Below are 12,652 nucleotides of genomic sequence, written 5' to 3'. Positions count from 1 at the left end.
GTGGAAGAGCGGTAACGCTTTAAGCTAACCAGTACTAATTGCTCGTGAGGCTTGACCCTATAACTTTGACATTCCTGTCAAGGTAAGAGTATCGATGTGAGCCGTACTTCAGTCACGGTGAACGCAATCAATTGATCTAACGCTGATTTCCAAAGACTCTACGAATTCGCCTTCCAAGCAGAAATCTTGGAAGGTCAACGGTTACGCCTGACGACCATAGCGAGGTGGTCCCACTCCTTCCCATCCCGAACAGGACAGTGAAACGCCTCCGCGCCGATGATAGTGCGCATTCGCGTGTGAAAGTAGGTCATCGTCAGGCTTCTATTCCAGCAAACCCCTCTGATCTTCTGGTCAGAGGGGTTTTTGCTTTGGTGCACCTGATTCTTTCGCGCATGAAAAAACGCCCCGCAGGGCGTTTCAGCGAGAACAGCGGCGCCCTGGTTCAGGGCGCCTCGACTCACATCACCTTGACGATCGCGTCGGCGACATAGCCGATGTTCTTCGTGTTCAGCGCGGCCACGCAGATGCGGCCCGAATCGACGCCGTAGACACCGAACTCACCGCGCAGGCGAACCATCTGGTCCTTGTTCAGGCCCGAGTAGCTGAACATGCCCTTCTGGCGCACGATGTAGCTCAGGTCGCCCTGCACGCCTGCGGCGGTCAGCTTCTCGACCAGCAGCGTGCGCATTTCCTTGATGCGCACACGCATCGCGGCCAGCTCGTCCTCCCACATCGCGCGCAGCGCCGGGGTGGTCAGGACCGTGGCGACGATCTGCGCGCCGTGGGTCGGGGGGTTGGAGTAGTTGGTGCGGATCGCGATCTTCAGCTGCGACAGCACGCGGGTGGCTTCTTCCTTCGAGACGCAGACGACCGACAGGGCACCGACGCGCTCGCCGTACAGCGAGAAGCTCTTCGAGAACGAGGTCGAGACGAAGAAGTCCAGGCCGGCGGCCACGAACTTGCCGATCACCGCGCCGTCCTCGGCGATGCCGTCGCCGAAGCCCTGGTAGGCCATGTCGAGGAAGGCGACGAGGTTGCGCGCCTTGATCGAGGCGATGACCTGGTCCCACTGCTCGCCGGTGATGTCGTAGCCGGTCGGGTTGTGGCAGCAGGCGTGCAGCAGGATGATCGTGCCCGCCGGTGCGGCGTCGATCGCGGCCAGCATGCCGGCGACGTTGATGCCGCGGTTCTCGGCGTCGTAGTACGGGTAGGTGCCGACCGTGAAGCCGGCGTTGGTGAACAGCGCGCGGTGGTTTTCCCAGCTCGGGTCCGAGATCAGCACCGTGGCGTTCGGGTTGACCTTCTTCAGGAAGTCGGCGCCGATCTTCAGGCCGCCGGTGCCGCCGATGGCCTGCACGGTGGCGACGCGGCCGCCGGTGACGACATCGCTGTCGGCGCCGAACACCAGGCCCTGGACGGCCTTGTCATAGGCGGCGATGCCGTCGATCGGCAGGTAGCCGCGGGCCTTCGGGGCTTCCAGCATCTGGCGCTCGGCCTCGACGACGCACTTCAGCAGCGGCAGCTTGCCGTTGTCGTCGTAGTAGACACCGACGCCGAGGTTGACCTTGGCAGGGTTGGTGTCGGCAGCGAACTGCTCGTTCAGGCCCAGGATCGGGTCGCGCGGGGCCATTTCGACGGCGGAGAACAGGGACATGACTACGGGTCCGGAAAAGGGGGTGTTGTAGGGAAGGCGCCCGCCCCCAGCTGCGCATCACGCGGGTTTCGCGGAGTTCGGTTAGGCTGGGCGGTTGCGCGCCGATTTTAGCGGCCGGTCGGGAGTCCCATGAGCAGCATCGAGAAGATCGACAGCAATGACACGCCGGCGAGGGAAGGGCAGTTCGTCAGCTTTCCCGATTCGCCTTTCCAGCTTTTTCAGCCCTATCCGCCGGCCGGGGACCAGCCGCGCGCGATCGAGCAGCTGGTCGAGGGCGTGCAGGATGGCCTGAGCTGGCAGACGCTGCTGGGCGTGACCGGCTCGGGCAAGACCTTCACGATGGCCAACACCATCGCGCGGCTGGGCCGCCCGGCCATCGTCTTCGCGCCGAACAAGACGCTGGCGGCGCAGCTCTACAGCGAGTTCCGCGAGTTCTTCCCGAAGAACGCGGTCGAGTACTTCGTCAGCTACTACGACTACTACCAGCCCGAGGCCTATGTGCCGCAGCGCGATCTCTTCATCGAGAAGGACAGCGCGATCAACGAGCACATCGAGCAGATGCGGCTCTCCGCCACCAAGAGCGTGCTGGAGCGCCGCGACACGGTGATCGTGGCCACCGTCAGCGCGATCTACGGCATCGGCAAGCCGGAGGACTACACGCAGATGCGCTTCATCGTGCGCGTCGGCGACCGGGTGGGCCAGCGCGATGTCATCGCTCAGCTGGTGCGCATGCAGTACACCCGCAATGACGTGGAGTTCGTGCGCGGTACCTTCCGCGTGCGCGGCGACACCATCGACATCTTTCCGGCCGAGCATTCCGAGCTGGCCATCCGCATCGAGATGTTCGACGACGAGGTCGAGGCGCTGCAGCTCTTCGATCCGCTGACCGGCAAGGTGCGCCAGAAGATCCCGCGCTTCACCGTCTACCCGGCCAGCCATTACGTGACGCCGCGCGAGCAGGTGCTCGCCGCTGCCGAGGGCATCAAGGCCGAGCTGCGCCAGCGTCTGGACGAGTTCACCGCACAGGGCAAGCTGGTCGAGGCGCAGCGCATCGAGCAGCGCACCCGCTTCGACCTGGAGATGCTGCGGGAGGTCGGCCACTGCAAGGGCATCGAGAACTACACGCGCCATCTCTCGGGTGCCAAGCCGGGCGATCCGCCGCCGACGCTGGTGGACTACCTGCCGAGCGACGCGGTGATGTTCCTCGACGAGAGCCATGTGCTGATCGGCCAGTTCGGCGGCATGTACAACGGCGACCGCTCGCGCAAGACCACGCTGGTCGAGTATGGCTTCCGCCTGCCCTCGGCGCTGGACAACCGGCCGCTGAAGTTCGACGAGTTCGAGCGCAAGATGCGCCAGGTGGTCTTCGTCACCGCCACGCCCGCCGACTACGAGAAGACCCACGCCGACCAGGTGGTCGAGCAGCTGGTGCGCCCGACCGGGCTGGTCGATCCCGTGGTCGAGGTGCGTCCGGCCACGCACCAGGTCGACGACGTGCTGCAGGAGATCCGCCAGCGCATCGAGATTGGCGAGCGCGTGCTCATCACCACGCTGACCAAGCGCATGGCCGAGCAGCTCACCGATTACCTGAGCGAGAACGGCGTCAAGGTGCGCTATCTGCACTCGGACATCGACACCGTCGAGCGCGTCGAGATCATCCGCGACCTGCGCCTGGGCGCCTTCGACGTGCTGGTGGGCATCAACCTGCTGCGCGAAGGCCTGGACATTCCCGAGGTGTCGCTGGTGGCGATCCTGGATGCCGACAAGGAAGGCTTCCTGCGCAGCGAGCGCAGCCTGATCCAGACGATCGGCCGTGCGGCGCGCAACGTCAACGGCCGCGCCATTCTCTATGCCGACCGCATCACCGACTCGATGCGCCGCGCCATCGACGAGACCGAGCGCCGCCGCGCCCGGCAGGTCGCCCACAACGAGGCCCACGGCATCACGCCGCGCGGCATCCGCAAGCAGGTGCGCGACCTGATCGACGGCGTCTACAGCGACAAGGCCAAGGACGACCTGGCGCGCTTCGAGCAGATCCGCGAGGCCGCGCAGGTCGAGTCGCTGTCCGAAAAAGACCTGGGCAAGCGCATCAAGCAGCTGGAGAAGCAGATGCTCGAGCACGCGCGCAACCTGGAGTTCGAGCAGGCGGCACGGCTGCGCGATCAGCTCGCGCTGCTGCGCGAGCAGGCCTTCGGCTCGTGGGGGCGGTGATGCGCATCCTGATGGTCTGCACCGCCAACATCTGCCGCTCGCCGACGGCTGAAGCGGTGATGCGGCACCGCCTCGGCCGCGCCGGTCTGCAGGGGCGCATCGAGCTGGATTCGGCTGGAACCCGGGCCGGATCGACACCGATGCCGGCCGATCCGCGCAGCATCGCCCATGCGGCGCGGCGCGGCTATGACCTGGCACCGCTGCGCTCGCGCCCGGTCACGCGGCTGGATTTCGACCGCTTCGACCTGATCGTGCCGATGGACCGCAGCCATGTGACCCAGCTGGCGGCGCTGGTGCCCGCGGTACCCCCGGCGCAGGTCCGTCTGCTGATGTCGTTCGCGCGCATCAGCGGTCTGTCCGAGGAGGTGCCCGACCCCTACTATGGCGGTGCCGCGGGATTCGAACATGTGCTCGACCTCGTGGAACTTGCGTGCGACGGGCTGCTCGAATACCTGTACTCGCCTCAGGGTTCCCGCTGATCCCGGCCGCCGGGCTCGCGGAGCGCTCCGCTATAATCGAGTAAATCACTCGGGAAAGAGGGCGAGGGTCCAACCCGACTTGCTGCCCTGGGCTCAGCCAACCGCTGCGTACCAGCCGCGAGTTCAAGGAGCTTAAAGCCATGCGACTGACAACGAAGGGCCGGTTTGCGGTCACCGCCATGATCGATCTGGCACTGCGCGAGCACAGCGGCCCGGTGGCGCTGGCGGCCATCAGTGCACGCCAGCAGATCTCTCTTTCCTACCTTGAACAGCTCTTCGGCAAGCTGCGCCGGCACGAGCTGGTCGAGAGCACCCGTGGCCCGGGCGGGGGCTACTCGCTGGGCCGCAAGGCCGAGGACATCACGGTCGCCGACATCATCGTCGCCGTGGATGAAGCGATCGACGCCACCGGCTGCGGTGGCGGCGAGAACTGCATGGGCGACGAATCGGGCCGCTGCATGACGCACGACCTGTGGGCGAGCCTGAACGCGAAGATGCTCGAATACCTGAACTCGATCTCGCTGAAGAGCCTGGTCGATGATCAGATCAACCGCGGCGTGTCGGTCGAGGAGGCGCCCATCAAGCGCGCCATCTCGAGCCAGCCCGTCGTCAAGCCGATCAAGGTCACGGCGCCGAACTCGGTGTTCGCGCTCGGATCGGCGCTCTCGAAGTAACACGAACTTGTCCCGGGTGCCGCCCTGACCGGCGGCCGCCTCGGGGCGACCTGGTTGAACATGGACATGACGCCTCACTTCCCGATCTACATGGACTACGGCGCGACGACCCCGGTCGATCCGCGGGTGGTCGATGCGATGATTCCCTGGCTGCGCGAGCACTTCGGCAATCCGGCCTCGCGCAGTCACGCCTGGGGCTGGGAAGCCGAGGAAGCGGTCGAGAAGGCGCGCGGCCAAGTCGCGGCCCTGATCGGCGCCGACCCGCGCGAGATCGTCTGGACCTCGGGCGCGACCGAGTCGAACAATCTGGCGATCAAGGGCGCGGCGCAGTTCTACCAGGGGCGCGGCAAGCACCTGATCACCGTGAAGACCGAGCACAAGGCGGTGCTCGACACGATGCGCGAGCTCGAGCGCCAAGGCTTCGAGGTGACCTACCTCGAGGTGCAGCCCGACGGTCTGCTCGACCTCGACCAGTTCCGCGCCGCGATCCGTCCGGATACCATCCTGGCATCGGTGATGTTCGTGAACAACGAGATCGGCGTGATCCAGGACATCCCGACGATCGGCGCGATCTGCCGCGAGAAGGGCGTGATCTTCCACGTCGATGCTGCGCAGGCCACCGGCAAGGTCGAGATCGATCTGGCCCGGCTGCCGGTCGATCTGATGAGCCTGGCCTCGCACAAGACCTACGGTCCGAAGGGCATGGGCGCGCTGTACGTGCGTCGCAAGCCGCGCATCCGCATCGAGGCGCAGATGCACGGCGGTGGCCACGAGCGCGGCATGCGCTCGGGCACGCTGCCGGTGCACCAGATCGTCGGCATGGGCCTGGCGTTCGAGATCGCGCGCCAGGAAATGGCCGAGGAGAACGAGCGCATCGCCGGGCTGCACAAGCGCCTGCTCGACGGCCTGTCCGACATCGAGCAGGTCTTCGTCAACGGCGACCTGACCCGCCGCGTGCCGCACAACCTGAACATCTCCTTCAACTTCGTCGAGGGCGAGTCGCTGATCATGGGCGTCAAGGGCCTGGCGGTGTCGTCGGGCTCGGCCTGCACCTCGGCCAGCCTGGAGCCGAGCTATGTGCTGCGCGCGCTGGGTCGCAGCGACGAGCTGGCGCACTCGAGCCTGCGCATGACCATCGGCCGCTTCACGACCGTCGAGGAGATCGACTACGCCGTCGCCACGCTGAAGGACCGTGTCGCCAAGCTGCGCGAGCTCTCGCCGCTGTGGGACATGTACAAGGATGGCATCGACCTGAGCACGATCCAGTGGGCCGCCCACTGATCAGCCAGCAGACGGCGAACGCACACGGATCCGGAGAACAGCAATGGCATACAGCGACAAGGTCATCGACCACTACGAAAATCCCCGCAACGTCGGCGCCTTCGACAAGGGCGACGAGGACGTCGGCACCGGCATGGTGGGTGCGCCCGCCTGCGGCGACGTGATGAAGCTGCAGATCAAGGTCAACCCGGCCACCGGTCTGATCGAGGACGCGAAGTTCAAGACCTACGGCTGCGGCTCGGCGATCGCCTCGTCGTCGCTGGTGACCGAATGGGTCAAGGGCAAGTCACTCGATCAGGCGCTGGCGATCAAGAACACCCAGATCGCCGAGGAGCTGGCGCTGCCGCCGGTCAAGATCCACTGCTCGATCCTGGCAGAGGACGCGATCAAGGCGGCGGTCGACGACTACCGCTCGCGCCACGCCGGCGACGCCGGTCCGGCCCAGTGAGGGCGGCGATGGCGGTCACCCTGTCCGAAGCCGCGGCCCGGCATGTCTCGCGCTACATCGCCCGTCGGGGCAAGGGCGTGGGCGTGCGCCTGGGCGTGAAGACCACCGGTTGCTCGGGTCTGGCCTACAAGCTGGAATACGCCGACGAGATCGCGCCTGAGGACCATGTCTTCGAAGACCATGGCGTCAAGGTGCTGATCGATCCGAAGAGCCTGCCCTACATCGACGGCACCGAGCTGGACTTCGTCCGCGAGGGCCTGAACGAGGGCTTCAAGTTCCACAACCCGCGCGAGAAGGATCGCTGCGGCTGCGGGGAATCCTTCCGGGTCTGAGCCGTCTCGGCCCCCGGGGCGCGACCGCCAGCGGTCGCGCCCTTTGCTTTTGTCGGCCACGTCTCAGCGGGCGTGGGCATCGCTCTTGCGTCCCGGCTTGGCATGTCGGATTTCCTGCAATGGCCCCTGATCATGAAGCTCACTGACAACGATTTCGACCTTTTCGGCGTGCCGGCGCGCTTCGCGCAGGATCGCGCCCAGCTCGACGCGCGCTGGAAGGCGTTGCAGTCCGAGGTTCATCCCGACCGCTTCGCCAGCGAAGGCGCGGCCGCGCAGCGGGTGGCGATGCAGTGGGCGATCCGTGTCAACGAGGCCTACCAGCGGCTGAAGGATCCGCTCAGGCGCGGCGCCTACCTGTGCGAGCTCCAGGGCGCCGCGATCGAGGCCGAGAGCAACACTGCCATGCCCGGCGCCTTCCTGATGCAGCAGATGGAATGGCGCGAGGCGCTCGACGAGGCCCGCACGCTCGAGGCCGTCGAGGCGCTGGCCGACGATGTTTCCGCCGCCGAGCGCCGCATGCAGCAGCAGCTCGGCACCCTGATCGACGAGCGCCAGGACTGGCCGGCTGCGGCCGCGCAGGTCCGTGCGCTCATGTTCGTCGCGCGTTTTGCCGCCGACGTGGACCGGCGCCTCGACGCGCTGGGACAATGACGCACCCATGGCACTCCTCCAGATCTCCGAACCCGGGCAGACGCCCGACCCGCACAGCCGCCGCATCGCCGTCGGCATCGATCTCGGCACGACGCACTCGCTGGTCGCCTCGGTGCGGCATGGCCTGCCCGAATGCCTGCCCGACGACCAGGGCCGGGTGATCCTGCCCTCGGCGGTGCGCTACCTGGGCGGCGGCGGGCGCCAGATCGGCTTCGACGCGCTGGCCGCGCAGGCCGACGATCCGCATGACACGCTGGTCTCGGTCAAGCGCTTCATGGGCCGCGCGCTGGCCGACATCGCCGACCGTAGCCACCTGCCGTACCACTTCGTCGATCAGCCCGGCATGGTCGCGATCGAGACCCGCGACGGCGTGAAGTCGCCGATCGAGGTGTCGGCCGAGATCCTGGCGACGCTGCGCTACCGCGCCGAGGACACCTTCAACGCCGACCTGTTCGGCGCGGTCATCACCGTGCCGGCCTATTTCGACGACGCGCAGCGCCAGGCGACCAAGGACGCCGCGCAGCTCGCCGGCCTGAACGTGCTGCGCCTGCTCAACGAGCCGACGGCCGCGGCGATCGCCTACGGCCTGGACAACGCGATCGAGGGCCTCTACGCGGTCTACGACCTGGGCGGTGGCACCTTCGACATCTCGCTGCTGCGCCTGTCCAAGGGTGTGTTCGAGGTGGTCGCGGTCGGGGGCGACTCGGCCCTGGGCGGCGACGACTACGACATGGCGCTGGCCGTGTGGCTGCTGGAGCAGGCCGGCCTGCCCACGCTCGACGCGCTGGACGCGCACGACAAGCGCGTGGTGCTGCGCGCCGCCCGCGCCGCCAAGGAGGCGCTGTCGACGGCCGACACGACGGTGGCCACCGCCACGCTGGGGATCGGCGCGCTCGCGCAGCCGGTCCGCCGCGAGGACTTCGAGGCCACGACGCAGGCGCTCACGCAGCGCACCGTGCAGCTGATGAAGCGCGTGCTGCGCGACGCGAAGATCAAGGCCGACGAGGTGCAGGGCATCGTGATGGTTGGCGGCTCGACGCGCATGCCGGTGGTGCAGGCGGCGGTCGAGGCCTTCTACGGCCGCGCGCCGCTGACCAACCTGAACCCGGACGAGGTCGTAGCGCTGGGCGCGGCGGTGCAGGCCAATGCGCTGGCCGGCAACGCGCCCGACGGCGAAATGCTGCTGCTCGACGTGATCCCGCTGTCGCTCGGGCTGGAGATGATGGGCGGCCTGGTCGAGCGCGTCATCGAGCGCAACGCGACGATCCCGGTGGCCAAGGCGCAGGACTTCACCACCTACAAGGACGGCCAGACCGCGCTGGCGGTGCATGTCGTGCAGGGCGAGCGCGAGCTGGTGGCCGACTGCCGCTCGCTGGCGCGCTTCGAGCTGCGCGGCATCCCGCCGATGGCCGCCGGCGCTGCGCGCATCCGCGTGACCTTCCAGGTCGATGCCGACGGCCTGCTGTCGGTGAGCGCCAAGGAGCTGACCTCCGGCGTCGAGGCGGCGATCACCGTCAAGCCCAGCTACGGCCTGAGCGACGACCAGGTCGCCTCGATGCTGCGCGAGGGCTTCACCGAGGCCGAGAGCGACATGCACCGCCGCGCGCTGACCGAGGCCCGCGTCGAGGCCGAGCGCCTGGCGCTGGCTACGCGGACCGCGCTGGAGGCCGACGGTGACCTCCTTGACGAGGACGAGGGCATCCGCATCGACCGGCTGCTCGACAGCCTGGCCGAGATCGCCCGCGGCGAGGATGCCCATGCGATCGAGGCCGCCACCAAGGCCCTGGCCGATGGCACCGAGAACTTCGCCGCGCTGCGCATGAACCGCGGCATCCAGCAGGCGCTGACCGGCCGCCGTCTCGACGAGGTCTGATCCGCCCGTCTCCGATCCCGACTCCTGGACCCCGACACGATCATGCCCACGATCAAGATCCTGCCCCATCACGAACTCTGCCCGCAGGGCGCCAGCATCAGCGCGCCGGCCGGCACCTCGGTCTGCGAGGCGATGCTCGAGAACGGCATCGCCATCGAGCACGCCTGCGACATGAGCTGCGCCTGCACCACCTGCCACGTCATCGTCCGTGAGGGCTTTGCCTCGCTGGGCGAGCTCGACGAGACCGAGGAAGACCTGCTCGACCGCGCCTGGGGCCTGGAGCCCCAATCGCGCCTGGGCTGCCAGGCCATCCTGGCGCAGCAGGACCTCGTCGTCGAGATCCCCAAATACACCATCAACCACGCCCGCGAGAACCACTGAGCGGGCCGGGGCTGTCATGCGCCAGATCTTCCTCGACACCGAAACCACCGGCCTGGACCCGAAAACCGGCGATCGCATCGTCGAGATCGGCTGCGTCGAGATGGTCAACCGCCGCCTGACCGGCCGCAACCTGCACCTCTACCTGAACCCGGAGCGGCCGGGCAGCGAGGAGGCGATCCGCATCCACGGCCTGACCGACGAGTTCCTCGCCGACAAGCCGAAGTTCCGCGAGATCGCCGACGAGCTGGTCGAGTACGTGCGCGGCGCCGAGGTGATCATCCACAACGCCGGCTTCGACGTGGGCTTCCTCGACGCCGAGCTGCGCCGGGTGGGACAGCCGCGCTTCGCCGAGCTGGCCGGCGGCATCCTCGACACGCTGGTGATGGCGCGCGAGATGTACCCCGGCAAGGCCAACTCGCTCGATGCGCTGTGCCGCCGGCTCGAGGTGGACAACAAGCATCGGCACTTCCATGGGGCCCTGCTCGACTCGAATCTGCTCGCCGAGGTCTACATCCGGATGACCCGCGGCCAGAACTCGCTCGTCATCGACGACGAGAAGGGCAGCGAGGAGCAGGTCGAGCAGATCGACGAGGACCAGGCCGCGATCGACCTGTCGACCTTTGTGCTGCCGGTGCTGCGTGCGGCCGAGGCCGAGCAGGCCGCGCACGACAAGATGCTGACCGAACTGGACAAGGCCAGTGGTGGAAAAACAATCTGGCGTCAGATGCTTGCGCACGGAGAAAAAGCCGTGGCATAATCGCGTTCTCGCTGCAGCGCAGGACGAAAGAAAAGCCGGCAGCAGAGCCCGAACAAGATTCGGGCGGTTAGCTCAGCGGTAGAGCACTGCCTTCACACGGCAGGGGTCGCAGGTTCGAACCCTGCACCGCCCACCAAACGAAGCCCCACAAAGGGCCAAGAAAGCCAAAAAGCCCTAGAGAATCAACGCTCTAGGGCTTTTTTGTTGCCCAAAGAACCCCAAAGAACCCCACTTGAAGCTACTCGTGCATGCGGGTAGCTTCGCGGGTAGCTCAACAAGCACCCGAAGAAGTTACCCATGCCCGAGAACATCCTGAGCGATCAGGCGATCAAGAAAGCCAAGCCTGAAGCCAAGCCCCGCAAGCTGTCAGACGGTGGCGGTCTACTGCTTGAAGTGCGTCCCGAGGGCGGCAAGTGGTGGCGGCTCCGGTATCGGTTCGCCGGCAAAGAGAAGATGCTGAGTCTTGGTGTCTATCCGGCGGTAGCCCTTGCCGATGCACGCAAGCGCCGGGACGAAGCGCGCGCCCTGCTGGCTGCAGGGATCGATCCAAGCGCCGCACGCAAGGACAGCAAGGCGGAACAGGCCCGCCAGCAGCATATCGAGTCGCTGGTAGCGCAGGGCAAGCCCCTTCCGGGCACCTTCGAGCATGTGGCCCGTGACTGGCTGGAGAAGAAGCACGAACCCGAGGTCAGCCCAAGGTATTCGGCCCGGTCCCGCAAGCAACTGGAAACCGACGTGTTCCCGCACATCGGCCGGATGCCTATGCGTGAGATCACCGCGCCTGTGCTGCTTGAACTTCTCCGCAAGGTGGAGGCCCGAGGCGCCACAGACACGGCGCATCGGGTCAAACAGACCTGCGGCCTGGTCTTCCGCTACGCGATCACCACGGGCGACGCCGACCGCGACCCGGTGCCGGACCTGCGCGGCGCCCTGGCCACGCACACCAAGCGCCACTTCCCCGCGATCACGGACCCCGTGCGCGTCGGCGAGCTGCTGCGGGCCTTCGACGCCTACACCGGCCAGCCCGGAACGCGCACCGCGCTGAAGCTCGCAGCGATGGTGTTCCAGAGGCCGGGGAACCTGATCGCTATGCGATGGGAGGATCTGGACTTGGACGCCGCTACCTGGTCGATTCCGTCCGAGGACATGAAGCGCACCAAGGGGCAGAAGCTCAACGGCGCCGCGCACGTCGTTCCGCTGGCCCGTCAGGCTGTGGCGCTGCTGCGTGAGCTGCACCCGCTCACGGGTCACGGGGTCCATTGCTTCCCCGGTCTGGGCAACAAGCGACACCAGCCAATCAGCAATGTGACGCTGAACGCTGCGATGCGCCGGCTTGGCTTCTCGGGTGACGAGATGACCGCCCACGGCTTCCGCGCCCTGGCCCGCACGGTCATCGTGGAGAACCTGCCGGGCGTTGACTCCCAATGGATCGAAGCCCAGCTTGCCCACGCCAAGAAGGGGCCGCTCGGGTCTGCCTATGACCGTGCGCAGTACCTGCACCAGCGCCGCCAGATGATGCAGACATGGGCCGACTACCTGGACAGGCTGCGCGACGGGGCGCAGGTGATTCCGATTCGTGCCGCTTGAGGGTGGCGCCGGCCGGGCCTCATTTCCAGAAAACCACTACCCCGGTCACTGCCAATACTGACGAAAGTCCACCGTGCGACCGGTCGGGCTCAGGAGGTCGGCGCCGGCCAGCGCCAGCAGCAGGCCACAGGGGGCGCCGATCGGGTCGGGTGGTGCGCTGGCGCGGCGTCCTGGTTGAAGTGCCGCCACGGGGCCAGCAGGCCCGGCCCGGAGCATGTCGGGGGCTGGTGGGGCCGCTCGGGCTCTTGAGGGTGGCGCCGGCCGGGCCTCATTTCCAGAAAACCACTACCCCGGTCACTGCCAATACTGACGAAAGTCCACCGT

Annotated in this window: 12 protein-coding genes, 1 tRNA gene and 1 rRNA gene; 13 read left to right on the top strand and 1 reads right to left on the bottom strand. The window is 67.0% G+C overall.

Going from position 1 to position 12,652, the window contains the following annotated elements:
* The first annotated feature begins 206 nt into the window (after window positions 1–206).
* Window positions 207–319, top strand: a 5S ribosomal RNA gene (gene rrf, locus BW996_RS20505).
* A gap of 138 nt (window positions 320–457) precedes the next feature.
* On the opposite strand, the gene BW996_RS20500 is transcribed toward rrf, so the two are convergent.
* Window positions 458–1,654 (bottom strand): amino acid aminotransferase, encoded by a 1,197-nt coding sequence (locus BW996_RS20500; protein ID WP_037485705.1) that lies wholly within the window; start codon window positions 1,652–1,654, stop codon window positions 458–460.
* A 129-nt stretch (window positions 1,655–1,783) separates the two neighbouring features.
* On the opposite strand from BW996_RS20500, the gene uvrB reads away from it, so the two are divergent.
* The 12 genes from uvrB (at window position 1,784) to BW996_RS20440 (ending at window position 12,328) form a co-directional block, all read left to right on the top strand.
* Entirely contained in the window at window positions 1,784–3,865 is a 2,082-nt protein-coding gene (uvrB, locus tag BW996_RS20495) for an excinuclease ABC subunit UvrB (protein ID WP_051632293.1), read from the top strand.
* A complete protein-coding gene (locus BW996_RS20490) occupies window positions 3,865–4,344 on the top strand; it encodes a low molecular weight protein-tyrosine-phosphatase (RefSeq protein WP_037485707.1) in 480 nt (159 codons plus the stop codon). Before uvrB ends, BW996_RS20490 begins: the two co-directional genes overlap by 1 nt.
* 140 nt (window positions 4,345–4,484) lie before the next feature.
* Window positions 4,485–5,018 (top strand): Fe-S cluster assembly transcription factor, encoded by a 534-nt coding sequence (locus tag BW996_RS20485; RefSeq protein WP_037485702.1) that lies wholly within the window; start codon window positions 4,485–4,487, stop codon window positions 5,016–5,018.
* 60 nt (window positions 5,019–5,078) lie between these two features.
* Window positions 5,079–6,299, top strand: coding sequence for an IscS subfamily cysteine desulfurase (locus tag BW996_RS20480; RefSeq protein ID WP_076459081.1), 1,221 nt, complete (start codon window positions 5,079–5,081; stop codon window positions 6,297–6,299).
* Between the two features lie 43 nt (window positions 6,300–6,342).
* Window positions 6,343–6,747 (top strand): Fe-S cluster assembly scaffold IscU, encoded by a 405-nt coding sequence (gene iscU, locus BW996_RS20475; RefSeq protein WP_037485699.1) that lies wholly within the window; start codon window positions 6,343–6,345, stop codon window positions 6,745–6,747.
* Window positions 6,748–6,755: 8 nt separating this feature from the next.
* On the top strand, window positions 6,756–7,079 hold the full coding sequence (iscA, locus tag BW996_RS20470; protein WP_037485698.1) for an iron-sulfur cluster assembly protein IscA: 324 nt from the start codon (window positions 6,756–6,758) through the stop codon (window positions 7,077–7,079).
* Window positions 7,080–7,211: 132 nt separating this feature from the next.
* Window positions 7,212–7,730: a Fe-S protein assembly co-chaperone HscB gene (hscB, locus tag BW996_RS20465; RefSeq protein WP_037485706.1), complete on the top strand. Its 519-nt coding sequence runs from the start codon at window positions 7,212–7,214 to the stop codon at window positions 7,728–7,730.
* Window positions 7,731–7,737: 7 nt separating this feature from the next.
* Window positions 7,738–9,603, top strand: a complete 1,866-nt coding sequence (gene hscA, locus BW996_RS20460; RefSeq protein WP_037485696.1) for a Fe-S protein assembly chaperone HscA — start codon at window positions 7,738–7,740, stop codon at window positions 9,601–9,603.
* Window positions 9,604–9,645: 42 nt separating this feature from the next.
* A complete protein-coding gene (fdx, locus tag BW996_RS20455; RefSeq protein WP_037485694.1) occupies window positions 9,646–9,984 on the top strand; it encodes an ISC system 2Fe-2S type ferredoxin in 339 nt (112 codons plus the stop codon).
* Between the two features lie 16 nt (window positions 9,985–10,000).
* Window positions 10,001–10,741 (top strand): DNA polymerase III subunit epsilon, encoded by a 741-nt coding sequence (gene dnaQ, locus BW996_RS20450; RefSeq protein WP_037485693.1) that lies wholly within the window; start codon window positions 10,001–10,003, stop codon window positions 10,739–10,741.
* Between the two features lie 61 nt (window positions 10,742–10,802).
* Window positions 10,803–10,877 (top strand) — tRNA-Val (locus BW996_RS20445).
* Between the two features lie 161 nt (window positions 10,878–11,038).
* Window positions 11,039–12,328 (top strand): tyrosine-type recombinase/integrase, encoded by a 1,290-nt coding sequence (locus BW996_RS20440; protein ID WP_037485691.1) that lies wholly within the window; start codon window positions 11,039–11,041, stop codon window positions 12,326–12,328.
* The last annotated feature ends 324 nt before the right edge of the window (window positions 12,329–12,652 follow it).

The organism is Sphaerotilus natans, from assembly GCF_900156335.1.
GTDB classification, from domain to species: Bacteria; Pseudomonadota; Gammaproteobacteria; order Burkholderiales; family Burkholderiaceae_C; genus Sphaerotilus; species Sphaerotilus natans.
The sequence above is the reverse complement of the archived record's forward strand: the minus strand, read 5'-3'. Positions and strand labels throughout refer to the sequence as shown.